Source organism: Phyllobacterium sp. 01N428 (assembly GCF_056399405.1).
The window spans coordinates 1-24,472 of the sequence record NZ_JBFTRH010000011.1 but is presented as its reverse complement, the minus strand read 5'-3'; the positions used below and the strand labels follow the sequence as shown (position 1 = coordinate 24,472).

Here is a 24,472-nt window from a genome sequence, read left to right as displayed (position 1 = left end):
CACCTGATATAACAACGAAAAACCCCGGCTTTCGCCGGGGTTTTTTATTGCCCTGTCTTGGACCAATCAGCTTCCGACAGCTTCCAGCATTTGGACGGCCGCTATCATTTCCCGCTCGCGAATGGCCCGGCGCTCGCTCGCTTCCGCATCTTCGCCCCAGTGCTCGATCGTCCAGTCCTCGTCCACATGAGCAAGCTTCCAGGCTTCCGCACCTGAGATTTCACCCTTGGCGACGGCCAGCGCAAGAATGGCAGAACCCGTCAGCGTCGTGATCGTGTGGAGGGCGGCGATAGCGAAGGGATCGCTGAACTGCAAGAGATGCACGCTGAAAGCGGCGAGTGCCTCGCGCGGCTGTTCGATATGCATGACACCTTCCGCGAGCATGAAGCGCGCGCCGAGGCTGGCCCCGGCCCAGTCGACCAGCGGATCCCAAAGTTCGGTCTGACGTGCCACAAGCCGCTCGGGCGAACCGGCGCGATAGCAGAGCATATCCGACGCAGCAAAGCGCAGCACATCCTCGAGCACCGCCTGCGGATCCTGCACGATCCCATCGATTGCCGTGTTGGCGATGCGCGTTGCCGGCATCCGCGCTGGATCGATTTCCTTTTCCTGCGCCGCAAACTCGTCCGCTACCAATTGCGCGGCGGCCTGTGTCGGCAGGGCCAGGTCCTGGCGCGCCGGCGTCTTGACCCTGCGACCGTCGAGTTCGACGACGAACCTGCCGTCGCACTCAGCGACCTGCGCGTCCTTGTAGAACCGCTTCGGCAGTGGCAGTTTCGACTGTATCTGGGCGCGCCGAACCGGATCGGGATCGGAAAGCCCCTCTTTCGCATCGAGGTTGAAGAGATCGTTGCGCATGTCGTTACCCATTGATGTTCAATTCGTTTCGGCGGATATAGGCGCGAGAGAATGCGCGGGCAAGCCGCTTACATCTCTTCGTCCGCATCGGCCTCGTCAAAGCCGAGCAGGTTCCAGGATTGCACCATGTGCGGCGGCAAGGGCGCTGTGACATCGATTATCCCACCCGATGGATTGGGAACGCGGATGCGCCGCGCATGAAGATGCAGGCGATTTTGAATCCCGCCCGGGAACGACCAGTTCGTATCCGCCTCGAAATACTTCGGATCCCCGATGATAGGGCAGCCGATATGGGCGGCGTGAACGCGCAACTGGTGCGTTCGTCCCGTATATGGCTCCATCTCGAGCCAAGTCAGCACCTGTCCCGCCGATTCAATGACGCGGTAGTAGGAAACGGCATGGTCGGAATCCGGCTCACCATGCTTGGCGATACGCATTCGGTCACCATCGACTGTCGCCTCCTTCACCAGCCAGGTGGTGATCTTGTCCTCGCGCTTGCGCGGCACGCCCTTCACCAATGCCCAATAGGTCTTCTTGGTGTCGCGCTCGCGGAACGCAGCGGTGAGAGCCTGCGCGGCGCCGCGGGTCCTTGCAACGACGAGAACGCCGGAGGTATCCCGGTCGAGCCGATGCACGAGACGCGGCTTTTCGCCCTTCTTGTTCCGCCAGGCTCCGAGCATGTCGTCCACATGGCGATTGACGCCGGAGCCACCCTGGACCGCGAGCCCCGCCGGCTTGTTGAACACGAATACCTTGGGGTCTTCGTATAGCAACATTTGCGACAGGACGTCGCCATCCTCACGGCCGCGTATGCTTTTGCCGGTAAGGTTGCCCTCGGCCTTTGAATCGACTGGCAAAGGCGGAATTCGCACGCTCTGACCCGCCTGCAGGCGGGTGTCCGACTTTGCCCGCGACCCGTCGACCCTGATCTGCCCCGACCGCAGCAATTTCTGCAAATGGCCGAAGCCGAGCCCCGGATAATGCACCTTGAACCATCGGTCGAGGCGCATCTCCGCCTCACCTGTATCGACTGTTTTTTGTTCTACAACTGCCATAAACCTGACCTTTCAGGCATGCGCATAACACTATGCGGCAACTGTTGCGAGCCATATTGCGAGGCTCATGCGATTACCCGCCGCACAGCGGGCAAAACGCTACCTAAACCACAAGTATAATTTCGTTCATATTACATTCAGGCGCGCTTCTTTATTTTGCAAACTCAAATGGTTGAATCTTCACGGGACGTTACGCGACGTAGAAAATTGTTCCTGCCTGGAGCTTGAAACTACGAAGACTTTCAGGTGTTGAATATTGCGGTGCACAAGAGTCTGATGCAGAGTCAAATCTGCGCGCGAGTAGCGTCCCCAAGCAAGCGGAGTGGCAAAGTGTCATTGTTAGGTATCTATTGGAAATCGCTCCAATATCTTGGCGAAGAGAAAGGCGCGACAGTATTCATCTGTGTCGTCAACATCGCCTTGGCCTTAACCATGCTGATCGAGCCTGTTCTTGTGGGCCGAGTCATCTATGCAATCTCTATGAAAGCGGACGTTTTGTTTCCGCTGACGCAGCTTGCCGCCGTCGGCCTGTTTCATATCGGCGCAAACGTACTGGTGTCCCGCGAGGCAGATCGGCTGGCGCATAGGCGCAAGCTTGCTGTGCTGACCGAATCCTATAATCGCGTCATCAGCATGCCGCTGTCCTGGCATCATCAGCGCGGCACGTCCAATTCCATGCACACGCTGTTGCGCGCCATCGAGACGCTGTTCGGCCTGTGGCTGGAATTCATGCGCACGCACCTTGCTACGATGGTCGCCCTGGTTGGCCTCATACCGCTGGCCTTGGCCCAGGATTGGCGTCTTGCTTCGGTTCTCGCTGTGCTCGGCGTCGTCTATGTCATCGTCAGCCGCGTTGTCACCGCCAAGACCAAGGATGGTCAGGCGCAGGTTGAGCGTCATCATATCAAGGCGTTCAGCCACGTCACCGACTCGATGGGCAATATTTCCGTGTTGCAGAGCTATAACCGCATAGACGAGGAGACCCGTGCGCTCCAGACCTATGCGAAGCAACTCCTCGACTCGCAGTATCCGGTCCTCAACTGGTGGGCCCTTGCCAGCGGCATCAACCGCATGGCCGCTACCATTTCGATGATCGTCGTCTTGTTTCTCGGCTCCTACTTCGTCGCCCACGGCGAGATGAATGTCGGGCAAGTCGTTGCCTTTACCGGCTTTGCCGCCCTCCTCATCGGCCGCCTCGACCAGCTGAGCGCCTTCGTCAACCAGATCTTTGCGGCACGCGCCAAGCTCGAAGACTTCTTCGAGATGGAAGCTTCGGCAGCTTATGAAGTCGAGTCCAAGTCGGCGCATGACATCGACAATGTTAAAGGCGATGTGGAGTTCGAGGATGTTTCCTTCGCCTTCGCCAATTCGACACAGGGTCTGAAGCACGTCTCCTTCAAGGCCAAGGCTGGCCAGACGGTTGCCATCGTCGGCCCGACCGGCGCCGGCAAGACGACCCTGATCAATCTCCTGCAGCGGGTTTACGATCCAAAGGAAGGCCGCATCCTCGTCGACAATATCGATACGAGGACGATCAGCCGTCGCTCGCTGCGCAATGCCATCGCGACCGTGTTCCAGGATGCCGGCATGTTCAACCGCTCGATCGAGGACAATATTCGCGTCGGCCGTCCGAAGGCGAGCGACGAAGACGTTTTGGCCGCAGCGGAAGCAGCCGATGCGAGCGATTTCATCCTCTCCAAGTCGGCGGGTTACGGCACCGTCGTCGGCGAGCGCGGTTCGCAGCTTTCCGGTGGTGAGCGCCAGCGTGTCGCCATCGCCCGCGCCATCCTTAAAGATGCGCCCATACTGGTCCTTGACGAGGCGACGAGCGCGCTCGACGTCGAGACCGAGGCCCGCGTCAAGGTTGCAGTCGACAAGCTCTGCCAGAACCGCACCACCTTCATCATCGCTCACCGTCTTTCGACGGTCCGTGATGCCGACCTCGTGCTCTTCATGGATCAGGGCGAAGTCGTCGAGAAGGGCAGCTTCGACGAGCTTGCACGCCAGAATGGCCGCTTTACCTCGTTGCTCAAGGCCGGTGGCCTGAAGCTCGACGACGATACCGCAAATGTCACGCCCTTCCCGCGCAAGCCGGAAGCCGCTTGAAAAGACTGACATGAAACGATCAAGGGCCGCTCTTCAGCGGCCCTTTTTGTATTCACTCCTCGCCGCGTTCCTTGCGCAGCTTGTTCCAATAATCGATGCGCTTGCGCAACTCCCGTTCGAACCCGCGCTCCGGCGGGTCGTAAAAGGTCTGGCGGCCAAGGGCTTCGGGGAAATAGTTCTGACCCGAAAAGGCGTCGGGCTGATCGTGGTCATAGGCATAGCCCTTGCCGTAACCCTCGCCCTTCATCAGTTTCGTCGGCGCGTTGAGGATATGCTTGGGCGGCACGAGGGAGCCATGTTGCTTGGCCGCCTGCATCGCCGCCTTATAGGCGGTGTAGATGGCGTTGGATTTCGGCGCGGTCGCCAGATAGACGCAGGCTTCAGCCAGCGCCAGTTCGCCCTCGGGTGAGCCGAGATAATCGTAGGCGTCCTTGGCTGCATTGCAGATCGCCAGCGCCTGCGGGTCCGCAAGCCCGATATCCTCGCTCGCCATCCGCACCAGCCGGCGCCCGATATAGAGCGGATCTTCCCCGGCATCGAACATACGGCAGAGATAATAGAGAGCGGCATCCGGATCGGAGCCCCGCACCGATTTGTGCAGCGCGGAGATCAGATTATAATGGCCGTCCTGCCCCTTGTCATAGACGGGCGCACGCCGCTGCACGATCTGCTGGACCCGTTCCGCATCGAAGGTTTCGCCGTCGCGTGCCGCCCGCCACACTTCCTCGGCAAGCGTTAGAATTGCCCGGCCATCGCCATCGGCCATACGCACCAGGCTGGCGCGCGCTTCCTCCGTCAGCGGAAGCTCGCGGCCCTCATGAATCTCCGCCCGCTGCATCAGGGCGGCAAGGCTTGCCTCGTCATGCGGGTGAAACACCAGGACGCGGGCACGCGACAGGAGAGCGGCGTTAAGCTCGAACGACGGGTTCTCAGTGGTCGCGCCGACAAGCACGATTGTCCCGTCCTCCATGACAGGCAGAAAGGAATCCTGTTGTGCGCGGTTGAAACGATGAATTTCGTCGACGAAGAGCAGCGTGCGCCGCCCGGACATTTTGCGCGCACGTGCCGCGTCGAAGACTTTCTTCAGGTCGGCGACGCCCGAGAATATCGCCGAAATCTGCTCGAACGCCAGATCGGTTTCATTGGCGAGGAGCCGCGCCACCGTCGTCTTGCCCGTACCCGGCGGCCCCCAGAAGATCATCGAGCCAAGCGAACCGGATTCGATCATGCGCGTCAACGCACCCTCCGGCCCGGTAAGATGTTCCTGGCCGGTTACTTCCTGCAATGTTTTCGGCCTCAAGCGATCCGCAAGCGGCCGGCTTTTGTCCAATGCCGGATCCTCGCCGACTGAAAAGAGATCCGCCATGTTTCCTTTTTCCGTATCAGCGAATGACCTGGCGGATTATGGCACCGCCGCGCTCGAAATCGAAGCGCCAAAGCGTCGGCTTCGCTGACATCGCTTTGCTGAGGTCGGAGACGCTCGCAATCTCCGCGCCGTTGACCCCGCGGACAATATCGCCGGGTTGCAAGCCGATGCGCGCCGCCGGCGTGTTTGGAAACACCTTGTCGATTGCCACACCCTCCGTATCCGATGGAAGGTCGAGGCGTGACGCGCTGCTCGGCGAGAGTTTGATCACATGCGCGCCGGACAGGGGATTGCGTCCCTGGATCAGCATCTGGTTGTCGGCAGAATCCGGCCGCGGCTTTTCTAGCGCGACGGTGACGGTCTTTTCCTTGGCGCGGCTGAGCACGTCGAACTTTACACTCTTGCCGATACCCGCCGTCGTCAGGCGATAGCCGAGACCGTCCGGATTCTCGATGCGCACGCCGTCGACGGAGAGGACGACGTCACCGACCAGCAGTCCACCCTTTTCGGCCGGGCTATCCTTGGTAACCGCAGTCACAAGCGCGCCATAGGGCTGCTTCATGCCGAGGCTCTCGGCGACATCCGGCGTCACGTTCTGGAAGGCAGCGCCGATATAGGGCCGCTCGAAGGTATCCGCGCCGCCCTTGGCCGTCTCAACAACGGCGCGTACCATATTGGAAGGAATAGCAAATCCGATACCGATCGAGCCACCTGAACGTGAGAAGATCGCCGTGTTGATGCCGATAAGCTTGCCGCTCATGTCGATGAGGGCGCCGCCGGAATTACCCGGATTGATCGCGGCGTCGGTCTGGATAAAGAAGTCGAAATCGGAAATGCCGACGCGCGTCCGCGCCTGCGCCGAGACTATGCCGCTGGTTACCGTCTGGCCGACGCCGAACGGATTGCCGATCGCGAGAACGAGGTCACCAACCTCCACCTTGTCGGAATCGGCCAGTTGAAGCGATGGCAATGCTTCGCCCGCTTCGATCTTGAGGATGGCGAGATCCGTCGATTCATCCTTCAGCAGCACCTTGGAGTCGAATTCGCGGCCGTCCGACAGCGCAACCTTCACTGTATCGGCATCGCGGATCACGTGGTTGTTGGTCACGATGATGCCGGAAGCATCGGCAATGACGCCAGAACCGAGCGCGGACTGGACGCGCGGCGGCCCATTGAACTGACCGCCGAAAAACTGCTCGAAAAATGGATCGCCTGCGAAAGGCGAGCGGCTTTGAACGGCGTGGGCGGCATAAACATTCACCACAGCGCCCGCCGTCTGCTTGACCAAAGGCGCGAAGGAAAGCTGCATGTCACTTCGCGTCGCCGGAAGCTGCCTGGTCGTGTCTGCCGCCGTCTGTGCGAAAACGGGCGCTACAGTGCCGGAAAGCAGTGCTGTGCAGAGAATGAGGGTCCGCGCCGAGGCGGCAACCTTGGAACTCATGGCGATCTCCTGAAGTGATGAATCAGTCAAACTCTCGACCAATGTGGCGCTTTTAGAGCCGAATACCAGCGAAGAAACAAAGCAAATTTGAGACGCAAGGGTGCGCTTGCCCCGCGCAAATTGCCGCTTCTGCAGATCGGCGATTTGGCGTAGAAGAAAATGCGGCCGTGACACTGGCGGTCAAAGCGAGACGAGCATGGCAAAGGGCGAGTTCCATATCTACCTTAGTCATATTGCCGGGGTTGAAGCTGTAGCTGCTTCCACGGCCCATGCCTTTCCGCGTCACTTTCACGAGCAATACGGTTTCGGCCTCATCGAGCAAGGCGCACAGAAATCCGCGAGCGGCCGCGGCATGGTGGAAGCTGGGGCCGGCAACATGATCACGGTCAATCCCGGTGAGATCCATGACGGGATGCCGATCGGCGATGCTGGGCGCAGCTGGCGCATGCTCTATTTTGATCCGTCCGTCATTGCCGAAGCCACAAGCGAGCTCGACGAGGGTCTGGATGGCGATTTTGAGTTCACGCTTCCGGTGATCGATGATGCGCGATTTGCTGTGCCGTTCGTCAGCCTGTTCAAAGCCCTTACTGCGACCGGCGACGGGAGCAGCAAGCTCCTATGCGACGAACTGCTCTTACGCCTTCTCGAGGGCATGAATCATGAGCGCACAAGGGTCCGGGACGGGCTCCCTGCCCCCGTCCTGCGCGCCAAGGCGAAGATCGATGACGATCCTGCGAGAAATATCAGCCTTGCCGATCTCGCCGACATCTGTGGTATCAGCCGCTTTCAAGTGCTTCGCGGGTTCGTCAAGGCCACGGGTCTTTCACCGCACGCCTATTTGATGCAACGCCGGCTCGACCTCGCGCGGCACCTTATCGCTCAGCGCATCGGCCTTGCGGAAGCCGCAGCGGCCAGTGGCTTCGCTGACCAGAGCCACATGACCCGCCTCTTTACTCGCAAATTCGGGGTCTCTCCGGGTGCCTACGCGGCGTCATACGCCTGACCTTGCAATCTCGTTCAAGACGCCACGTTCGGCTTGCTCCAGTATCGGTCGAGACACAAAAGGAGCACACAAGTGGGTCTCGAATTCCTCATTACATCATTCATCATCGTCGTTTCGCCGGGCACGGGCGTGGTCTATACTCTGGCAACCGGCCTTTCCCGCGGCGCCTGGGCGAGTGTCGCTGCCGCATTCGGCTGCACGATCGGCATTGTACCGCATATGGCGGCCGCAATCGGCGGGTTGGCGGCCATCCTGCACACCAGCGCCGTAGCGTTTCACACCTTCAAGTATCTGGGCGTCGCCTATCTGCTCTATATGGCGTGGAACGCGCTGCGCGAGAACGGCTCGCTCAAGATCGATGCCGATGGCGGTCAGAGTTCGATGGCGGGAATTACGCTGAAGGCGATCCTGATCAACATCCTCAACCCGAAACTGTCGATCTTCTTCCTCGCCTTCCTGCCGCAATTCGTCAGCGCGAACGAACCGCATCCGCTGCTGCGCATGCTTTGGCTGAGCAGCGTGTTCATGTTGATGACGTTCGTCGTCTTCGTGCTCTATGGGCTATTTGCTGCGTCGGTACGCAATCAGGTCATCGCCAGGCCACGCATATTGACCTGGCTGCGCCGGAGTTTTGCCGGCGCATTCGTCGTGCTGGGGATGAAGCTTGCGCTGGCCGATCGCTAGCGGGCGCTCAGCACCTTCTGGCATCCGGGCGAAAGCCGCGCCATGTTCTCCCGCAGACAGGCAATTCCCCGACCGCCACCGAGCGCTACCGATCGACAGAATGCACGGAAGTCCGGTCCGCATTCCTGCCGGGCGATCGCCATTTCCTCGCGCGGGGTGAAGGCCTTGGCAGCGGGCGCTGCCGCAGCAGGCGCGGTCGCAGCGGGCGCGGCTGTCGTCGCTCCTGCCGCGGGAGCACTTGATCCGCCGATCGCCGCAACCGCACTCTTGCAGGCAGATGAGAGCGACGAACTATGCTGTTGCAGACATGAGAGGGCGGCCTGCCCTCCAGGCTGCACGCCCGAACATTGCGCCATGAAATCGTTGCGGCAGTTGGACTTGATGGCGTTTTGCTGGGCCGCTGTCGGCTGCTGCGCATATGCGGTTCCGACAAGAAGCGTCAGCAACAGCATACCAGCCGCCGCGAACGCAGCCAACGCAGCCGCGCTGCGTTGCAAATGCCTGATTGTTACTTGAAATGCTTTCCGGCCGTCGTTCATCGAACCCTCCCTCGGAGTAGACCGAGGGCAGATTGCCGGGCGGGGTCCATCAACACAAGTACGTAAAAGGGTTACCCGGAGCCTGGCACACGAACGCGAAAGAGCCTTGCACGACGGTGGCCTGTGGTCGTTCCTACAATGATCAGTCGGGTGCGTTGAGGAGGTCTTCGATTGACGCCACGGGGACGATGATCCGTGCTGTCCGCACAAGATCACGGTCCAGCGTGATGAAGGCATCGGCCTGAAGCCGGGTCAAGGCGAGATATTCTGCCTGATAAGTGTCAGGCCAATCCAGTTGCCTGGCAATGTCCCAAGCGACGCGCTGTAGAACCCGATCACCGAGCAGACGGAGCTTCAGCGCCCGAAGATAGTCAAGTTTTGCGTTGGCGGCGTTGCGATCGATATCCCCACGTCTAACGGCTTCAAAAAGCAGCGCCAGAACTTGCGACCTTAAAAGCGTTGGCGCGACCAGCTTATGTTTCGCAGGGATTGCCGCGTCGATCTCCGCAAGATGCAAGGCTACGTCAGGGCCAATTACAAAGCGTGTCATAACCAAGGAACTCCCTGATCGGGATCATATCGCGCCCGATTTCTGCAACGTGTGGAATGTTTTTCCGACGATGCAGGTTTGACAACGCGTCGAAGCTTGTAAAGGGCTTTCCGACAGGCGCCCGCTGTAGCGTCGCCAATCTCCGTACCCATCGCGGCGATCGCCGTGCCTTCGCCGGCAGCACCTAACGCGAAAAGGGGGCACGAGGCCCCCAAATCAAACTGCCATAGCTAGCAAGCGGTGTGCTTACGCTGCTTCAGCTTCGTTGGCCTGCTCGGCAGCAACGCGAGCCAGGTCCTTGGAACCCTTGGCGCTGGTGTCGCGATCAACGAATTCGACAACTGCGAGCGGTGCATTGTCACCGGTGCGGAAGCCTGCCTTCATGATGCGGATGTAACCACCGTTGCGCTGGCCATAGCGCGGTGCAAGCGTATCGAACAGCTTGGCAACGAGCTTGGCATCGCGGATAGCCGAGATAGCCTGACGACGAGCGTGCAGGTCACCACGCTTGCCGAGCGTGACAAGCTTTTCAACGATGGGACGAATTTCCTTGGCCTTGGGCAGCGTTGTCACGATCTGCTCATGCTCGATCAACGATGCGGCCATATTGGCAAACATCGCCTTGCGGTGGCTGGCAGTCCGGTTAAGCTTGCGGCCTGAATTACCGTGGCGCATGAGCCTTCTCCTTAGTTTCTTTGTTCGGGCTCACTGCCCGGGCTTTAGACTGTCGGGCGATCTGCCCGGGTTCTTAATACTGGTCTTCGTAGCGCTTCGCGAGATCTTCGATGTTCTCCGGCGGCCACGACGGTACTTCCATGCCAAGATGGAGACCCATGGAAGCCAGAACTTCCTTGATTTCGTTCAGCGACTTGCGGCCGAAGTTCGGGGTGCGCAGCATTTCTGCTTCTGTCTTCTGAATGAGATCGCCAATGTAGACGATGTTATCATTCTTGAGGCAGTTTGCCGAACGTACCGAAAGCTCGAGTTCATCGACCTTCTTGAGAAGGGCCGGATTGAACGCAAGTTCAGTGACCTGTTCCTGCTGAACTTCCTTCTGCGGCTCGTCGAAATTGACGAAGATCGCAAGCTGGTCCTGCAGGATGCGCGCTGCATAGGCAACCGCATCTTCACCGGAGATCGAGCCATCGGTTTCGATCGAAAGGATCAGCTTGTCGTAGTCGAGAACCTGACCTTCACGGGTGTTCTCGATCTTGTACGAAACCTTGCGTACCGGCGAATAGAGGCTGTCGACCGGGATGAGCCCGATCGGCGCGTCTTCAGCGCGGTTACGGTCGGCAGGCACGTAACCCTTGCCGGTGTTGACGGTGAATTCCATCCGGATTTCAGCGCCTTCGTCGAGCGTGCAGATGACGTGTTCCGGGTTGAGGATCTCGATGTCGCCAACGGTCTGGATGTCACCAGCCGTAACGACGCCCGGGCCTTCCTTGCGCACGACCATGCGCTTCGGACCATCGCTCTCCATGTGGATTGCGATTTCCTTGATGTTGAGGACGATATCCGTGACATCCTCGCGAACGCCCGGAATCGACGAGAATTCATGCAGAACGCCGTCGATCTGTACCGCCGTCACGGCAGCGCCGCGCAGCGAGGACAAAAGCACGCGGCGCAGGGCATTGCCGAGCGTCAGGCCATAACCGCGCTCGAGCGGTTCGGCGACGACCGTTGCCTTGGTCTTCGAGCCGGAGGTCTGAAACTCGACCTTGTTCGGCTTGATAAGTTCTTGCCAGTTCTTCTGGATCATTTAGCTTTTCCCTATCCTTGCCTTTACCACCATCCAATCGTGGCATTGAGGCGTGGAAACCGCAGAGGAGCTGGAAACCCAGCTCATGCGGTCAAAATCCTGTCGCGAAGATTACACGCGGCGACGCTTGCGCGGACGGCAGCCATTGTGCGGGATCGGCGTTACGTCGCGGATCGACGTAATCGTGAAACCAGCAGCCTGGAGCGCGCGCAGAGCCGATTCACGGCCGGAACCAGGTCCGCAGACCTCGACTTCGAGCGAACGCATGCCATGTTCCTGTGCCTTCTTGGCACAATCTTCAGCGGCCATCTGTGCAGCGAAGGGGGTCGACTTGCGCGAACCCTTGAAACCCTGCGCACCTGCGGAAGACCAGGCAATCGCATTGCCCTGTGCGTCCGTGATGGTGATCATCGTATTGTTGAATGTCGAATTGACGTGGGCAACGCCCGACGAAATATTCTTGCGCTCGCGGCGGCGAACGCGCGTGGCTTCCTTGGCCATGGTAGTCCTTTCAGTTGATCTCGACGCCTCCGTATTTCCAGAGGCTCCACCGTGGTTTCATTTAAAGTGCGAAACCAGCACTGCATCTGCCAAAGGCAGAGCCGGCGCGAGCAATCGCGCCGGCATGAACTTACTTCTTCTTGCCGGCGATTGCCTTGGCAGGACCCTTGCGGGTACGCGCATTGGTATGCGTGCGCTGGCCACGAACCGGCAGCGAGCGGCGATGACGCAGACCGCGATAGCAGCCCAGATCCATCAGACGCTTGATGTTCATCGAAACTTCACGACGCAGATCACCTTCAACCTGGTAATCGCGGTCGATCGTTTCGCGAATCTGCAAAACTTCCGCATCGGTCAACTGGTTGACGCGACGCTCTGCAGGAATGCCGACCTTCTCGACGATTTCCTGCGCAAACTTTTGACCAATCCCGTGAATGTACTGAAGCGCAATTACAACGCGCTTGTTCGTCGGGATGTTGACGCCAGCGATACGTGCCACGTCTATTCTCCTTGTTGACCGGCAGAGCTGGAGTGCCAACACGGCAGCCAGATGGCGGGATGAAAACTTATATCCGGGACAAACATAAACGATCAGCCCCGAACCTGCTTTACCGGATCGGCGCCGACCGCTTCATATCCAAGCGAATTTGCGCCGTACTTGAAGGAATCGCCGCAAAAAGTCAACTCCTTCGATGAAATTATGTCAGATCTATAAATCCGACAGAATTTTTTCGATCGACGCGGTGACATCTTCCATGTCGGCCATGCCATCGACCTTCTTCAACTTGCCCTTGGCATAGTAGTAGCCAATCAACGGCGAGGTCTGCTTGTAGTATGCTTCGAGGCGCGTGCGTACCGTCTCGGCATTGTCGTCCGGCCGGCGCTTGAACTCGGTCGATCCGCACTTGTCGCAGACGCCGGCAACATGCGGCTTCTTGTTGGTGTCGTGATAACCGGTCCCGCACTTGGCGCAGGAGTATCTTCCGGAAATACGCTCGACGAGAACATTGTCGTCCACTTCAAGCTCGATCACGCAATCCAGATCGAGCCCCTTGGCCGCAAGCATGTCTTCAACCGCATCCGCCTGTACCAGCGTGCGCGGATAGCCATCGAGGATGAACCCCTTGACCGCATCCGGCTGGTCGATGCGTTCGGAGACGATCGCATTGACGATCTCGTCGGAAACGAGGTTCCCGGCATCCATGACCGCTTTGGCCTTCAGGCCAACTTCGGTTCCGGCCTTCACCGCCTCGCGCAGCATGTCGCCCGTCGAGAGCTGTGGAATCCCTAGTTTTTCTACCAAGCGCTGAGACTGAGTTCCCTTACCTGCCCCCGGTGGTCCGAGAAGTATTAATCTCATCTGTTGCGTTTCCCCCCACGGAGCTTCGACTTCTTGATCAGCCCTTCATACTGATGCGCAATCAGGTGACCCTGGATCTGTGCAACCGTATCGAGCGTCACGCTCACGACAATCAACAGCGACGTACCGCCGAGATAGAAAGGAACACCCGCCCACGAAATCAGGAATTCTGGCAGCATGCAGATGATGACAAGATAGATAGCGCCAAGAACCGTGATACGCGTCAGGACGTAATCGATATATTCAGCCGTACGCTCGCCGGGGCGAATGCCGGGAATGAAACCGGAATGCTTCTTCAACTGGTCGGCGGTGTCCTTCGGATTGAAGACGAGCGCCGTATAGAAGAAGGCAAAGAACACGATCATCGCCGCATAGAGCGCCATGTACATCGGCTGGCCATGGCCGAGCGACGACAGCACCGTCGTTGCCCATGCCGGCAGATTGTGGCTCTGCGCGAAGCCGGCGATCGTTGCAGGCAGAAGCAGCAGCGATGAGGCAAAGATCGGCGGAATGACGCCGGCGGTGTTGAGCTTCAGCGGCAGATGCGACGTGTCGCCCTGGAACATGCGGTTGCCGACCTGACGCTTCGGATACTGGATCAGCAGGCGCCGCTGTGCGCGCTCGACGAAGACGATGATGCCGATGACGGCAATCGTCAGGACGATGATCGCAAGGATGACCGTGGTCGACAGAGCGCCGGTACGGCCGAGTTCCAGCGTTCCGGAAATTGCCTGCGGCAGGTTGGCGACGATGCCCGAGAAAATGATCAGCGAAATGCCGTTACCGATACCCCGGGCAGTGATCTGTTCGCCAAGCCACATCAGGAACATGGTGCCGCCGACGAGCGTGATGACGGTCGAGAACAGGAAGAACGGACCAGGATTGGTCACAATTCCCTGGCTGCCCTGCAGGCCGACTGCGATCGCATAGGCCTGGACGGTTGCGAGCAGCACCGTGCCGTAGCGGGTATACTGGTTGATGACCTTGCGGCCCTGCTCGCCATCCTTCTTCAGCTGCTCCAGCGCCGGTACGACCGACGTCATCAGCTGCACGATGATCGAGGCGGAAATATAAGGCATGATGCCGAGGGCAAAGATCGCCATACGGGCGACGGCACCACCGGCGAACATATTGAACATCCCGAGGATGCCCTGCGCCTGGTGATTGAATGCCTGTGCGTAAGCGGCAAGATTGATGCCCGGCAGCGGAATGTAGGTACCGAGACGGTAGACCAGCAATGCGCCAAGAGTAAACCAAATGCGCTTCTTGAGCTCTTCAGCCTTCGAGAAAGCAGAGAAATTAAGATTTGACGCGAGCTGTTCTGCGGCTGAAGCCATTATAGTCTCCGGTCTGTGCCCGACGGGGCCTCGCCACCCGAACGGGAATCGGCGGCTCTACCCAGATATGTGCCCTTGATAAAAGGTACAAGCGGCGATCAGGAGATCGCCGCTCGAATAGTCAGATTTTATTCTGCAGCAGCAGGGGCTGCCGGAAGCTTGACGGTACCGCCGGCCTTCTCGATCTTTTCGATCGCAGCCTTCGAGGCGCCGGCCACTTCGAGCGTGACCGCCGTCTTGATGTCACCATCGGCCAGAAGGCGAACGCCATCCTTGGCGCGGCGGATGACGCCGGCAGCCTTGAGGGTCTCGATGGTGATCGACGCCTTCGCATCGAGCTTCTTGGCATCGATGGCAGCCTGGATACGGCCGACCGAAACGACGTTGAAGCTCTTGGCGAAGATGTTGGTGAAACCGCGCTTCGGCAAGCGGCGATAGATTGGCATCTGGCCGCCTTCGAAACCGTTGATGGCAACGCCCGAACGCGACTTCTGACCCTTCACACCGCGACCGGCAGTCTTGCCGGAACCGGAACCGATACCACGGCCAACGCGCTTGCGAGCCTTGGTGGCGCCTGTGTTTTCACTCAGTTCATTGAGTTTCATCTGAATATCTCCGGTATCAAGCCTCGTCCACGACGCGGACGAGATGTTGAACCTTGGCAATCATGCCACGCACCGAAGGCGTATCTTCAAGCGTGCTGCGGCGATGCATCTTATTGAGGCCCAGGCCGACGAGCGTTGCGCGCTGTTCAACCGGACGGCGGATAGGGCTACCGATCTGTTCGACCGTAACCGTCTTACCCTTCTTTTTCTCAACCATGACTTTGTCCTTTGTCTACAGTGGGCGGAGCCAACGGCCCCTGCCCCGCTGCGCCAGTTCCTGGCCTATTCTTCCGAACCGACCACGTCGCGGCGGCGAGCCTGCAGTGTCGAATACTTGATACCGCGCTGTGCAGCGATGTCCTTCGGATGCATCTGATGCTTGAGGGCATCAAACGTCGCGCGAACCATGTTGTAGGGGTTCGACGAACCGAGCGACTTGGCGACAACGTCCTGAACGCCGAGCGTTTCGAAGACGGCGCGCATCGGACCACCGGCGATGATGCCGGTACCTGCCGTTGCTGCACGCAGCAGAACCTTGCCGGCGCCATGACGGCCTTCGACATCGTGATGCAGCGTACGGCCCGAACGAAGCGGTACGAAGATCATCTCACGCTTGGCGGACTCGGTTGCCTTGCGGATGGCTTCCGGCACTTCGCGTGCCTTGCCATGACCGAAGCCTACGCGGCCCTTCTGGTCGCCAACGACGACGAGAGCAGCAAAACCGAAACGCCGGCCGCCCTTGACGACCTTGGCAACACGGTTGATATGGACCAGCTTGTCAACGAATTCGCTATCGCGCTCTTCGTTGCGGCCGCGATCTTCGCGGCTTCTCTTTTCCTGTGCCATGCTCCTAATTCCTTTTTCTTTTCCGGTAGCACGAATGGTTTTTTAAAGTCTGACCTTAGAAGCTAAGGCCAGCTTCGCGAGCAGCTTCGGCAAGCGCCTTCACGCGGCCGTGGTAAATATAGGCGCCACGGTCGAAGACAACTTCCTTGATGCCAGCCTTGACGGCGCGCTCGGCGACGAGCTTGCCGATGAGGGCTGCTGCATCCGAATCTGCACCGGTCTTCAGCTTGCCCTTGAGGTCAGCTTCGAGGGTAGATGCGGATGCAATCGTATGTCCACGCGCGTCATCGATGACCTGCGCATAGATATTCTTTGAAGAACGGTGGACGCTGAGCCGCGGACGGTCACCGGCAACCGCCTTGAGCTGGCGGCGAACACGCGCAGCGCGACGCTGAATGATTTCTTTCGGCGATGCCATGACACGAATTCCTTACTTCTTCTTGCCTTCTTTGCGAACGATCTTCTCGCCCGCGTACTTGACGCCCTTGCCCTTGTAGGGTTCCGGACCACGATATTCGCGGATCTCGGCAGCGACCTGGCCGACCTGCTGCTTGTCGATACCGGTCACGACGATTTCCGTCGGCTTCGGTACGGCAACAGTGATGCCGGCTGGCACTTCGTAGACCACTTCATGACTAAAGCCGAGCGACAGCTGCAGGTTCTTGCCCTGCATTGCCGCACGATAGCCGACGCCGCTGATCTCGAGACGCTTTTCGAAGCCGTCCTTAACACCCGTGAAGATGTTGACGACCATCGTGCGGCTCATGCCCCACTTCGAGCGTGCGAGCTTCGTATTGTCACGCGGATTGACGCTTACCGCGCCATCCTCGAACTTGACCACAATGTCGTCATTGGCGACGAAGGAGAGTTCCCCCTTCGGGCCCTTGGCCTTGATGGTCTGGCCGTCTACGCTGGCTGTTACGCCCTGCGGGACTGCCACGGGTTTTTTACCGATACGAGACATTTTTCAACCTGTCCGTTTCTTCCTGTTTACAGCCCACGCATTAGAATATGCGGCAGAGCAACTCGCCACCAACATTCTGTTCACGTGCCTCGTGATCCGCCATCACGCCCTTCGGCGTCGACAGGATCGAAATACCAAGGCCGTTTGCAACCTGCGGGATCGACTTGACCGAAACGTAAACGCGACGGCCGGGCTTCGAAATACGGGTAATCTCGCGAATTACCGGTACGTTCTCAAAATACTTCAGCTCGATTTCGATCTCGGACTTGCCGTTTTCGAAATCAACCTGGCTGTATCCGCGGATATAGCCTTCGGACTGAAGAACATCCAGAACGCGGGCGCGAAGCTTAGAGGCAGGGGTCGAAACCTTGCCCTTCTTGCGCATCGTCGCGTTGCGGATGCGGGTCAGCATATCGCCGAGAGGATCATTTACAGACATCTGTTTGCTCCCTTACCAGCTCGACTTCACGACGCCGGGCACCTGGCCGGACGAACCCAGCTGGCGCAATGCGATACGCGACATTTTAAGCTTGCGGTAGTAACCGCGCGGACGGCCCGAAACTTCGCAACGATTGCGGATACGGACCTTGGTGGAATTGCGTGGCAGTTCTGCCAGCTGAATGGTGGCGCGGAAGCGCTCATCCAGCGGCAGCGACTGGTTCATCACAATAGCCTTCAGGCGCGCGCGCTTTGCAGCGAAACGCTTCACCAGAAGACCACGGCGCTTGTTCTTTTCGACTGCGCTCGTCTTAGCCATTTCTAATACCTCGCTACGCTTGCCGTTACTGCCGGAAGGGGAAGTTGAAGGCGCGCAGCAATGCGCGTGCTTCATCATCCGTCTTTGCAGTCGTACAAACGATGATGTCCATGCCCCAGATCTGATCAACCTTGTCGTAGTTGATTTCCGGGAACACAATGTGCTCCTTGATGCCCATGGCGAAATTGCCACGACCGTCAAAGCTCTTTGGATTCAGACCGCGGAAATCTCGAACGCGCGGCAGCGCGATCGTGATCAGGCGATCCAGGAATTCATACATGCGCTCTTTGCGAAGGGTGACCTTCGTTCCGATCGGCATATTCTCACGAACCTTGAAGGTAGCGATCGAATTGCGCGCACGCGTAATAACCGGCTTCTGACCGGCAATCAATGCCAGATCTTCAGCTGCGACCGTTGGCTTCTTGGAGTCAGCAGTAGCTTCACCAACGCCCATGTTGAGAACAACCTTGGTGATGCGCGGGATCTGCATCTCGTTGTCATATTTGAACTGCTCGAGAAGAGCCTTGCGTACCACGTCCTGGTACTGCTTCTTCAAGCGGGGTTCGATTTTTGCATCAGCCATCGATCAGATCTCCTGAACGCTTTGCTACACGTACCTTCTTGCCGTCTTCGAGGACCTTGAAGCCAACACGGGTCGGCTTGCCATCCTTGGGGTCGGCGATCGCGAGGTTCGACAGATGGAGCGGCGCTTCTTTCGAAATGATGCCGGCTTCCTGGTTCTGTGTCTGCTTCTGGTGACGCTTGACAACATTGACGCCGCGAACGAGCGCCTGCTCATCCTTCGGCAAAACTTTGATTACTTCGCCGGTACGGCCCTTGTCCTTACCAGCCAGAACGACAACGCGGTCGCCTTTACGGATCTTCTGCATCGTCTGCTCCTTACAAAACTTCTGGAGCCAGCGAGATGATCTTCATGTGGCTTTTTGCGCGAAGTTCGCGCGGAACCGGTCCGAAGATACGTGTGCCGATAGGCTCTTTCTTGTTGTCGATCAAAACGGCTGCGTTCTTGTCGAAACGAATAACGCTACCGTCCGGGCGGCGGATGTCCTTGGCAGTGCGAACAACCACTGCCTTCATCACGTCACCTTTTTTAACGCGGCCGCGCGGAATTGCTTCCTTGATCGAAACGACAATGATGTCGCCGACCGAAGCATATTTCCGCTTCGAACCGCCCAGCACCTTGATGCACATGACACGACGTGCGCCGGAATTATCCGCCACGTCGAGGTTTGTTTGCATCTGAATCATGACTAGCCGCCTTCTTCTTGTTCAACCGGACTGGGCTTTCCTTGCCCCTCGCGATTGTTGCGTACTTACATACAGATAATTAGCTCGCCGGGGCGTCCGTTACGACAACCCAACGCTTGTCTTTCGAAATCGGCTTGGATTCCTCGATGGAAACCGCGTCGCCGACCTTGAACTGGTTATTCTCGTCATGCGCCTTGTACTTCTTCGACTGGCGCACAGTCTTCTGGAGGAGCGGGTGCGAATAGCGCCGCTCGACCTTGACCACAACGGTCTTGTCGTTTTTGTCGCTCACGACAACGCCCTGCAGAATGCGTTTAGGCATGGTTTTCTTCCTTAAGCCTTGCTCTCGACCGCTTTCTGGCGGGCGACAGTCTTGATGCGCGCAATATCACGGCGGATCTGCCGGACGCGAGCGGTTTTTTCCAACTGGCCGGTTGCCTTCTGGAAGCGCAGGTTGAACTGCTCTTTCTTCAGGGAACCCAATTCTTCATTCAACTGATCGAGGCTCATCGCCCGGACTTCTGCGGATTTCATAACATCCACCCCTTATTCTGCGATGCGCTGAATAAAGCGCGTCTTGACCGAAAGCTTGGCCGCGCCGAGACGCAGTGCCTCACGGGCAAGCTCTTCCGAAACGCCGTCGAGCTCGAACATGACGCGGCCTGGTGCGACGCGGGCTGCCCAATAATCGACCGAACCCTTGCCCTTACCCATACGGACTTCGGTAGGCTTCGATGTGACCGGAACATCCGGGAAAACCCGGATCCAAACACGACCGGCACGCTTCATGTGACGGGTAATTGCACGGCGAGCGGCTTCGATCTCACGCGCCGTAACGCGGTTCGGCTCGAGGGCCTTCAGGCCGAAAGCACCAAAATTAAGATCCGTACCGCCCTTCGACGCGCCGTGGATACGGCCCTTGAACTGCTTGCGGAACTTTGTGCGCTTAGGCTGCAGCATTGTTCTCTACTCCAAAATTCACGATCCGGAAAGACGCTAATTAAGCGTTTTCGCGGCGACGGTTCGAACCCTGATGGCTATCACCCTCGACAGCACGGCGCTCGGAAGCCATGGGATCGTGCTCAAGGATTTCGCCCTTGAAGACCCAGACCTTGACGCCGCAAATGCCATAAGCAGTGTGAGCTTCAGCAGTTCCGTAATCGATATCGGCACGAAGGGTGTGCAAAGGCACGCGGCCTTCACGGTACCATTCCATACGCGCAATTTCCGCGCCGCCGAGGCGACCCGAGCAATTGATACGAATGCCTTCAGCACCAAGACGCATGGCCGACTGAACGGCGCGCTTCATGGCACGGCGGAATGCAACGCGGCGCTCGAGCTGCTGAGCGATCGACTGGGCAACGAGCGTTGCGTCAGTCTCAGGCTTGCGGACTTCGACGATATTGAGCGCGGCATCGGCATTGGTCATTTCTGACAACTTGCGACGCAGCTTCTCGATATCGGCGCCCTTCTTGCCGATGATCAGGCCCGGACGGGCGGCATGGATCGTCACGCGGCACTTCTTGTGCGGACGCTCGATCACAACCTTGGAGATCGCAGCCTGCTTCAGTTCGTCCATCAGATACTTGCGGATCTTCAGGTCTTCATGCAGCAGCTTGCCGTATTCACCCGTATTCGCATACCAACGCGAATCCCAGGTCCGATTGATACCGAGGCGGAAGCCAACCGGATTAATCTTCTGGCCCATTATGCGGCCTCCCCTTTTTCCTGTGCTTCGCGAACGACGATCGTCAGATGCGAGAACGGCTTCTCGATCCGGCTTGCACGACCGCGACCACGAACATGGAAGCGCTTCATCACGATTGACTTGCCTACATAGGCTTCGGCGACAACCAGAGCATCAACATCCAGGTCATGGTTGTTTTCCGCGTTGGCGATAGCCGATTCGAGAGTCTTTTTCACCGTGCCTGCAATCCGCTTGCGCGAAAATTCCAGATCGGCAAGAGCGGCGTTGACCTTCTTGCCGCGGATCATTGCAGCCACCAGATTAAGCTTCTGAGGGCTGATGCGGAGCGTGCGGGCAACGGCTTTCGCCTCATTGTCCTTAAGCTGGCGCGGAGCCTTAGCCTTGCCCATCGTTATTTCCTCTTCGCCTTCTTGTCCGCGCCGTGACCGTAATAGGTCCGCGTCGGAGCGAATTCACCAAACTTGTGTCCGATCATCTCTTCGTTGACCGAAACGGGAACATGCTTGTTACCGTTGTAGACGCCGAACGTCAGACCGACGAACTGCGGCAGGATCGTGGAGCGACGGCTCCAGATCTTGATAACTTCGCTGCGACCGCCCTCACGTACCTTCTCAGCCTTCTTGAGAAGATAGCCATCGATGAACGGGCCTTTCCAAACTGAACGAGCCATTTCAGACTACCTCTCTTACTTCTTGCGCTGATGACGCGAACGAGCGATGAACTTGTCCGTCGACTTGTTGGAGCGCGTCTTCTTGCCCTTCGTGGGCTTGCCCCACGGAGAAACCGGATGACGACCACCGGACGTACGACCTTCACCACCACCGTGCGGGTGATCGACCGGGTTCATGGCGACGCCGCGAACATGCGGGCGCTTGCCCAGCCAGCGGCTGCGACCTGCCTTGCCGAGGCTGATATTGCCATGGTCCGGGTTCGAAACCGCACCGACCGTTGCAAAGCACGAGCCGTGAACGAGGCGCTGTTCACCCGAGTTCAGGCGAAGGATCGCCATGCCCTGGTCGCGGCCGACGAGCTGTGCATAGGTGCCAGCCGAACGGGCGATCTGGCCACCCTTGCCCGGCTTCATCTCCACATTGTGGATGATGGTGCCGACCGGGATTGCCGACAGGGGCATTGCATTGCCCGGCTTGACGTCGGTCTGCGCACCGGCGATGACGCTGTCGCCAACGGCCAGGCGCTGCGGCGCCAGGATATAGCTCAGCTCGCCATCTTCGTAACGGATGAGCGCGATGAATGCGGTCCGGTTCGGATCGTATTCAAGCCGTTCAACCTTGGCAGCGACGTCATGCTTGCGACGCTTGAAGTCGACGAAGCGATAGGTGCGCTTGTGCCCGCCACCCTGGTAGCGTGCAGTGACGCGACCCGTGTTGTTGCGACCACCCTTCGATACGAGACCTTCGGTCAAAGCCTTTACAGGCTTGCCCTTGTAGAGCTCCGAACGGTCCACGATCACCAGCTGACGCTGACTTGGTGTGGTTGGATTATAATTCTTGAGTGCCATTGTCTTTACTCCACTGCCCCTCAGAGACCAGTCGAAACATCGATCGACTGCCCTTCGGCGAGCGTCACGACTGCTTTCTTGACATCACTCTGGCGCCCGACGATGCCGCGGAACCGCTTCACCTTGCCTTTGCGCACAGCTGTATTGACTGCAGTGACCTTCACGCGGAACAGCGCTTCGACTGCGGCCTTGATTTCCGGCTTCGTTGCCTTGCGGGCTACGTTGAAGACGACCTGGTTGTTTTCAGAAACCAGGGTCGACTTCTCGGTGATGACCGGGCTGACGATCACGTCGTAATGGCGAAGATCAGTCATTTGAAACGCTCCTCGAGAGCTTCAACCGCTGCCTTGGAAAGCACGAGCTTGCCGCGGCGCAGGATGTCGTAAACATTGATGCCCTGGATCGGCAGGACGTCGATGTTCGGAATGTTCGAAGCAGCGCGACGGAAATTCGCATCGATCTCGGCACCGCCGATGAGAAGCGCATTTTCGAGGCCAAGCTTGGCGAACTGCGAAACAAGAACCTTGGTCTTGCCTTCGGCTGCGGCCAGATCATCGACGATGATCAGGTCGGAAGCCTTGACCTTGGCAGACAGGGCATGACGAAGCGCAAGCGCGCGGACCTTCTTCGGCAATGCATGTTCGTGGCTGTGAACAACCGGACCATGAGCCTTGCCGCCGCCGCGGAACTGCGGTGCACGTGCCGAATGGTGACGGGCGCGGCCCGTACCCTTCTGCTTGTACATCTTGGCGCCGGTGCGTGCGATTTCCGAACGGCCCTTTGCCTTGTGCGTTCCCTGCTGCTTCTTGGCGAGCTGGTAACGGACCATGCGCTGAAGGATGTCGTCGCGCGGTTCAAGGCCGAAAATCTCCTCGGAGAGTTCCACCTTGCCGGCGTCCTTGCCTTCAAGTGTTGTAATCGAAAGGTCCATTATTCGGCTCCCTCAGTTGTCTGCGCCACTTCTGCATCAGACACAGCGGCTGTCGCGTTTGCTGCCTGGCGGAGACCAGCCGGCTTCGGAGCGTTGTCCGGCAGCGCTACCTTGACGGCATCGCGTACCAGGATCCAAGCACCCTTCGAACCCGGAACCGCACCACGAACCAGAATGAGCCCGCGATCGAGATCGGTCGAAACGACTTCGATATTCTGCGTCGTCACGCGGGTCTGACCCATGTGACCGGCCATCTTCTTGCCCTTGAACACCTTGCCCGGATCCTGGCGCTGACCAGTTGAACCGTGTGCCCGGTGGGTAACGGAGTTACCGTGCGAAGCGCGGTGACCGCCGAAGTTGTGCCGCTTCATCGAACCGGCAAAACCCTTGCCGATCGAAGTACCGGTCACGTCGACCTTCTGGCCGGCAACGTAATGCTCCGCAGTGATCTCGACGCCGACATCAAGCAGATTATCGGCAGAGACGCGGAACTCCGCGACCTTGGCCTTCGGCTCGACCGAGGCAGTCGCGAAATGGCCGCGCAGGCCCTTCGTCGTATTCTTAACCTTGGCCAGACCAACACCGAGCTGAACGGCAGTGTAGCCATTCTTCTCGACTGTACGCTGAGCCACAACCTGACAATTCTCCATCCGGAGTACTGTCACCGGCACATGCTCACCTGCGTCGTTATAGACGCGAGTCATGCCCAGCTTCTGTGCAATTACACCTGAACGCATCGGTTCGTCCTTCCGTCCTCAAGCCTTACAGCTTGATCTCGACATCAACACCAGCGGAGAGATCGAGCTTCATCAGCGCGTCTACGGTCTGCGGCGTTGGGTCTACGATATCGAGAAGACGCTTATGAGTGCGCATCTCGAACTGTTCGCGGCTCTTCTTGTCGATGTGCGGCGACCGGTTAACAGTGAACTTCTCGATCCGTGTAGGAAGCGGGATCGGTCCGCGCACGTTGGCACCGGTACGCTTGGCAGTCGACACGATTTCCCGCGTCGAATCGTCAAGGATCCGATGATCAAACGCCTTGAGGCGAATGCGGATGTTTTGACCGTTCATTTCATCTTTTCCTTGTTTAGCGGAGACGCCATGTAACAGGCGCCTCTGCATAAAACCTTAATTTTACTCAATGATCGACGAGACGATGCCGGCACCAACGGTGCGGCCGCCTTCACGGATAGCGAAGCGGAGCTTCTCTTCCATGGCGATCGGCACGATCAGCGTCACATCGACTGCGATGTTGTCGCCGGGCATGACCATTTCCGTGCCTTCCGGCAGCGTCACAACACCCGTCACGTC

Annotated in this window: 36 protein-coding genes and 1 pseudogene; 3 read left to right on the top strand and 34 right to left on the bottom strand. The window is 58.5% G+C overall.

From position 1 onward, the window contains the following. Positions 1-66: 66 nt before the first annotated feature. Entirely contained in the window at positions 67-858 is a 792-nt protein-coding gene (locus AC1DNI_RS21730) for an ATP12 family chaperone protein (protein WP_477693390.1), read from the bottom strand. 68 nt (positions 859-926) lie between these two features. After that, the gene (locus AC1DNI_RS21725; protein WP_477693389.1) at positions 927-1,913 is read right to left on the bottom strand and encodes an RluA family pseudouridine synthase; all 987 of its coding nucleotides are present in this window, start codon (positions 1,911-1,913) and stop codon (positions 927-929) included. A 330-nt stretch (positions 1,914-2,243) separates the two neighbouring features. Here AC1DNI_RS21725 and AC1DNI_RS21720 point away from each other — a divergent pair, with 330 nt between their 5' ends. Further along, the gene (locus tag AC1DNI_RS21720) at positions 2,244-4,019 is read left to right on the top strand and encodes a glucan ABC transporter ATP-binding protein/ permease (protein ID WP_027233190.1); all 1,776 of its coding nucleotides are present in this window, start codon (positions 2,244-2,246) and stop codon (positions 4,017-4,019) included. Positions 4,020-4,071: 52 nt separating this feature from the next. On the opposite strand, the gene AC1DNI_RS21715 is transcribed toward AC1DNI_RS21720, so the two are convergent. Together AC1DNI_RS21715 and AC1DNI_RS21710 are read right to left on the bottom strand one after the other, a co-directional pair. Further along, entirely contained in the window at positions 4,072-5,385 is a 1,314-nt protein-coding gene (locus tag AC1DNI_RS21715) for a replication-associated recombination protein A (RefSeq protein WP_477693388.1), read from the bottom strand. Between the two features lie 16 nt (positions 5,386-5,401). Then, a complete protein-coding gene (locus AC1DNI_RS21710) occupies positions 5,402-6,826 on the bottom strand; it encodes a DegQ family serine endoprotease (RefSeq protein WP_228018270.1) in 1,425 nt (474 codons plus the stop codon). 196 nt (positions 6,827-7,022) lie between these two features. On the opposite strand from AC1DNI_RS21710, the gene AC1DNI_RS21705 reads away from it, so the two are divergent. Then, on the top strand, positions 7,023-7,829 hold the full coding sequence (locus AC1DNI_RS21705; RefSeq protein ID WP_477693387.1) for an AraC family transcriptional regulator: 807 nt from the start codon (positions 7,023-7,025) through the stop codon (positions 7,827-7,829). A 72-nt stretch (positions 7,830-7,901) separates the two neighbouring features. Then, complete coding sequence (locus AC1DNI_RS21700; RefSeq protein WP_027233186.1) at positions 7,902-8,513, top strand: LysE family translocator; 612 nt, start codon at positions 7,902-7,904, stop codon at positions 8,511-8,513. Here AC1DNI_RS21700 and AC1DNI_RS21695 read toward each other — a convergent pair. The 30 genes and pseudogenes from AC1DNI_RS21695 to AC1DNI_RS21550 form a co-directional block, all read right to left on the bottom strand. Further along, positions 8,510-8,929 (bottom strand): annotated as a pseudogene (locus AC1DNI_RS21695) (hypothetical protein); the annotation flags it as partial. The gene AC1DNI_RS21700 and the pseudogene AC1DNI_RS21695 overlap by 4 nt on opposite strands. A gap of 265 nt (positions 8,930-9,194) precedes the next feature. After that, positions 9,195-9,602, bottom strand: a complete 408-nt coding sequence (locus AC1DNI_RS21690) for a type II toxin-antitoxin system VapC family toxin (protein ID WP_477693386.1) — start codon at positions 9,600-9,602, stop codon at positions 9,195-9,197. Positions 9,603-9,848: 246 nt separating this feature from the next. Beyond that, entirely contained in the window at positions 9,849-10,277 is a 429-nt protein-coding gene (rplQ, locus tag AC1DNI_RS21685) for a 50S ribosomal protein L17 (RefSeq protein WP_027233184.1), read from the bottom strand. Between the two features lie 73 nt (positions 10,278-10,350). Next, complete coding sequence (locus tag AC1DNI_RS21680; RefSeq protein WP_027233183.1) at positions 10,351-11,364, bottom strand: DNA-directed RNA polymerase subunit alpha; 1,014 nt, start codon at positions 11,362-11,364, stop codon at positions 10,351-10,353. Positions 11,365-11,475: 111 nt separating this feature from the next. After that, positions 11,476-11,865, bottom strand: a complete 390-nt coding sequence (rpsK, locus tag AC1DNI_RS21675) for a 30S ribosomal protein S11 (protein ID WP_008124952.1) — start codon at positions 11,863-11,865, stop codon at positions 11,476-11,478. Positions 11,866-11,995: 130 nt separating this feature from the next. Beyond that, the gene (gene rpsM / locus AC1DNI_RS21670; RefSeq protein ID WP_027233182.1) at positions 11,996-12,364 is read right to left on the bottom strand and encodes a 30S ribosomal protein S13; all 369 of its coding nucleotides are present in this window, start codon (positions 12,362-12,364) and stop codon (positions 11,996-11,998) included. Positions 12,365-12,574: 210 nt separating this feature from the next. Beyond that, positions 12,575-13,225 carry an adenylate kinase gene (locus AC1DNI_RS21665; RefSeq protein ID WP_477693385.1) on the bottom strand — a complete coding sequence of 217 codons (651 nt, stop codon included), beginning with the start codon at positions 13,223-13,225 and terminating at the stop codon, positions 12,575-12,577. Continuing rightward, complete coding sequence (gene secY, locus AC1DNI_RS21660) at positions 13,222-14,562, bottom strand: preprotein translocase subunit SecY (RefSeq protein ID WP_027233180.1); 1,341 nt, start codon at positions 14,560-14,562, stop codon at positions 13,222-13,224. The genes AC1DNI_RS21665 and secY overlap by 4 nt, the downstream gene beginning before the upstream one ends. Positions 14,563-14,690: 128 nt before the next feature. Beyond that, a complete protein-coding gene (gene rplO / locus AC1DNI_RS21655) occupies positions 14,691-15,167 on the bottom strand; it encodes a 50S ribosomal protein L15 (RefSeq protein ID WP_477693384.1) in 477 nt (158 codons plus the stop codon). A 16-nt stretch (positions 15,168-15,183) separates the two neighbouring features. After that, positions 15,184-15,384 (bottom strand): 50S ribosomal protein L30, encoded by a 201-nt coding sequence (gene rpmD, locus AC1DNI_RS21650; RefSeq protein ID WP_027233178.1) that lies wholly within the window; start codon positions 15,382-15,384, stop codon positions 15,184-15,186. A 65-nt stretch (positions 15,385-15,449) separates the two neighbouring features. Further along, positions 15,450-16,013 (bottom strand): 30S ribosomal protein S5, encoded by a 564-nt coding sequence (gene rpsE / locus AC1DNI_RS21645; RefSeq protein ID WP_091922984.1) that lies wholly within the window; start codon positions 16,011-16,013, stop codon positions 15,450-15,452. A gap of 55 nt (positions 16,014-16,068) precedes the next feature. Next, positions 16,069-16,431: a 50S ribosomal protein L18 gene (gene rplR, locus AC1DNI_RS21640; RefSeq protein ID WP_027233176.1), complete on the bottom strand. Its 363-nt coding sequence runs from the start codon at positions 16,429-16,431 to the stop codon at positions 16,069-16,071. A 12-nt stretch (positions 16,432-16,443) separates the two neighbouring features. Next, on the bottom strand, positions 16,444-16,977 hold the full coding sequence (gene rplF, locus AC1DNI_RS21635) for a 50S ribosomal protein L6 (protein ID WP_027233175.1): 534 nt from the start codon (positions 16,975-16,977) through the stop codon (positions 16,444-16,446). 40 nt (positions 16,978-17,017) lie between these two features. Continuing rightward, a complete protein-coding gene (rpsH, locus tag AC1DNI_RS21630; RefSeq protein WP_027233174.1) occupies positions 17,018-17,416 on the bottom strand; it encodes a 30S ribosomal protein S8 in 399 nt (132 codons plus the stop codon). 12 nt (positions 17,417-17,428) lie between these two features. Next, entirely contained in the window at positions 17,429-17,734 is a 306-nt protein-coding gene (rpsN, locus tag AC1DNI_RS21625) for a 30S ribosomal protein S14 (RefSeq protein WP_027233173.1), read from the bottom strand. 25 nt (positions 17,735-17,759) lie between these two features. Further along, complete coding sequence (gene rplE / locus AC1DNI_RS21620) at positions 17,760-18,317, bottom strand: 50S ribosomal protein L5 (RefSeq protein ID WP_027233172.1); 558 nt, start codon at positions 18,315-18,317, stop codon at positions 17,760-17,762. Further along, a complete protein-coding gene (gene rplX, locus AC1DNI_RS21615) occupies positions 18,310-18,624 on the bottom strand; it encodes a 50S ribosomal protein L24 (protein ID WP_027233171.1) in 315 nt (104 codons plus the stop codon). The genes rplE and rplX overlap by 8 nt, the downstream gene beginning before the upstream one ends. 10 nt (positions 18,625-18,634) lie before the next feature. Continuing rightward, positions 18,635-19,003, bottom strand: coding sequence for a 50S ribosomal protein L14 (gene rplN / locus AC1DNI_RS21610; protein WP_027233170.1), 369 nt, complete (start codon positions 19,001-19,003; stop codon positions 18,635-18,637). Positions 19,004-19,082: 79 nt separating this feature from the next. Then, positions 19,083-19,325 (bottom strand): 30S ribosomal protein S17, encoded by a 243-nt coding sequence (gene rpsQ / locus AC1DNI_RS21605; RefSeq protein ID WP_027233169.1) that lies wholly within the window; start codon positions 19,323-19,325, stop codon positions 19,083-19,085. An 11-nt stretch (positions 19,326-19,336) separates the two neighbouring features. Then, positions 19,337-19,537 carry a 50S ribosomal protein L29 gene (rpmC, locus tag AC1DNI_RS21600; RefSeq protein ID WP_027233168.1) on the bottom strand — a complete coding sequence of 67 codons (201 nt, stop codon included), beginning with the start codon at positions 19,535-19,537 and terminating at the stop codon, positions 19,337-19,339. 12 nt (positions 19,538-19,549) lie between these two features. After that, positions 19,550-19,963, bottom strand: coding sequence for a 50S ribosomal protein L16 (gene rplP, locus AC1DNI_RS21595; RefSeq protein WP_027233167.1), 414 nt, complete (start codon positions 19,961-19,963; stop codon positions 19,550-19,552). 40 nt (positions 19,964-20,003) lie between these two features. Continuing rightward, entirely contained in the window at positions 20,004-20,711 is a 708-nt protein-coding gene (gene rpsC / locus AC1DNI_RS21590; RefSeq protein WP_027233166.1) for a 30S ribosomal protein S3, read from the bottom strand. Continuing rightward, positions 20,711-21,100 (bottom strand): 50S ribosomal protein L22, encoded by a 390-nt coding sequence (rplV, locus tag AC1DNI_RS21585; RefSeq protein WP_027233165.1) that lies wholly within the window; start codon positions 21,098-21,100, stop codon positions 20,711-20,713. Before rplV ends, rpsC begins: the two co-directional genes overlap by 1 nt. 2 nt (positions 21,101-21,102) lie before the next feature. Further along, positions 21,103-21,381 carry a 30S ribosomal protein S19 gene (gene rpsS, locus AC1DNI_RS21580; RefSeq protein WP_008124912.1) on the bottom strand — a complete coding sequence of 93 codons (279 nt, stop codon included), beginning with the start codon at positions 21,379-21,381 and terminating at the stop codon, positions 21,103-21,105. 15 nt (positions 21,382-21,396) lie between these two features. Continuing rightward, on the bottom strand, positions 21,397-22,230 hold the full coding sequence (gene rplB, locus AC1DNI_RS21575) for a 50S ribosomal protein L2 (RefSeq protein WP_027233164.1): 834 nt from the start codon (positions 22,228-22,230) through the stop codon (positions 21,397-21,399). A gap of 20 nt (positions 22,231-22,250) precedes the next feature. Beyond that, a complete protein-coding gene (locus tag AC1DNI_RS21570; RefSeq protein ID WP_027233163.1) occupies positions 22,251-22,544 on the bottom strand; it encodes a 50S ribosomal protein L23 in 294 nt (97 codons plus the stop codon). After that, a complete protein-coding gene (rplD, locus tag AC1DNI_RS21565; protein WP_027233162.1) occupies positions 22,541-23,161 on the bottom strand; it encodes a 50S ribosomal protein L4 in 621 nt (206 codons plus the stop codon). Before rplD ends, AC1DNI_RS21570 begins: the two co-directional genes overlap by 4 nt. Continuing rightward, positions 23,161-23,898, bottom strand: a complete 738-nt coding sequence (gene rplC / locus AC1DNI_RS21560; protein WP_027233161.1) for a 50S ribosomal protein L3 — start codon at positions 23,896-23,898, stop codon at positions 23,161-23,163. Before rplC ends, rplD begins: the two co-directional genes overlap by 1 nt. 25 nt (positions 23,899-23,923) lie before the next feature. Then, on the bottom strand, positions 23,924-24,232 hold the full coding sequence (gene rpsJ / locus AC1DNI_RS21555; protein WP_008124902.1) for a 30S ribosomal protein S10: 309 nt from the start codon (positions 24,230-24,232) through the stop codon (positions 23,924-23,926). Positions 24,233-24,295: 63 nt separating this feature from the next. Further along, positions 24,296-24,472, bottom strand: a 177-nt coding sequence (locus AC1DNI_RS21550; protein ID WP_477693480.1) for an EF-Tu C-terminal domain-related protein, incomplete at its 5' end; no start/stop codon positions are given.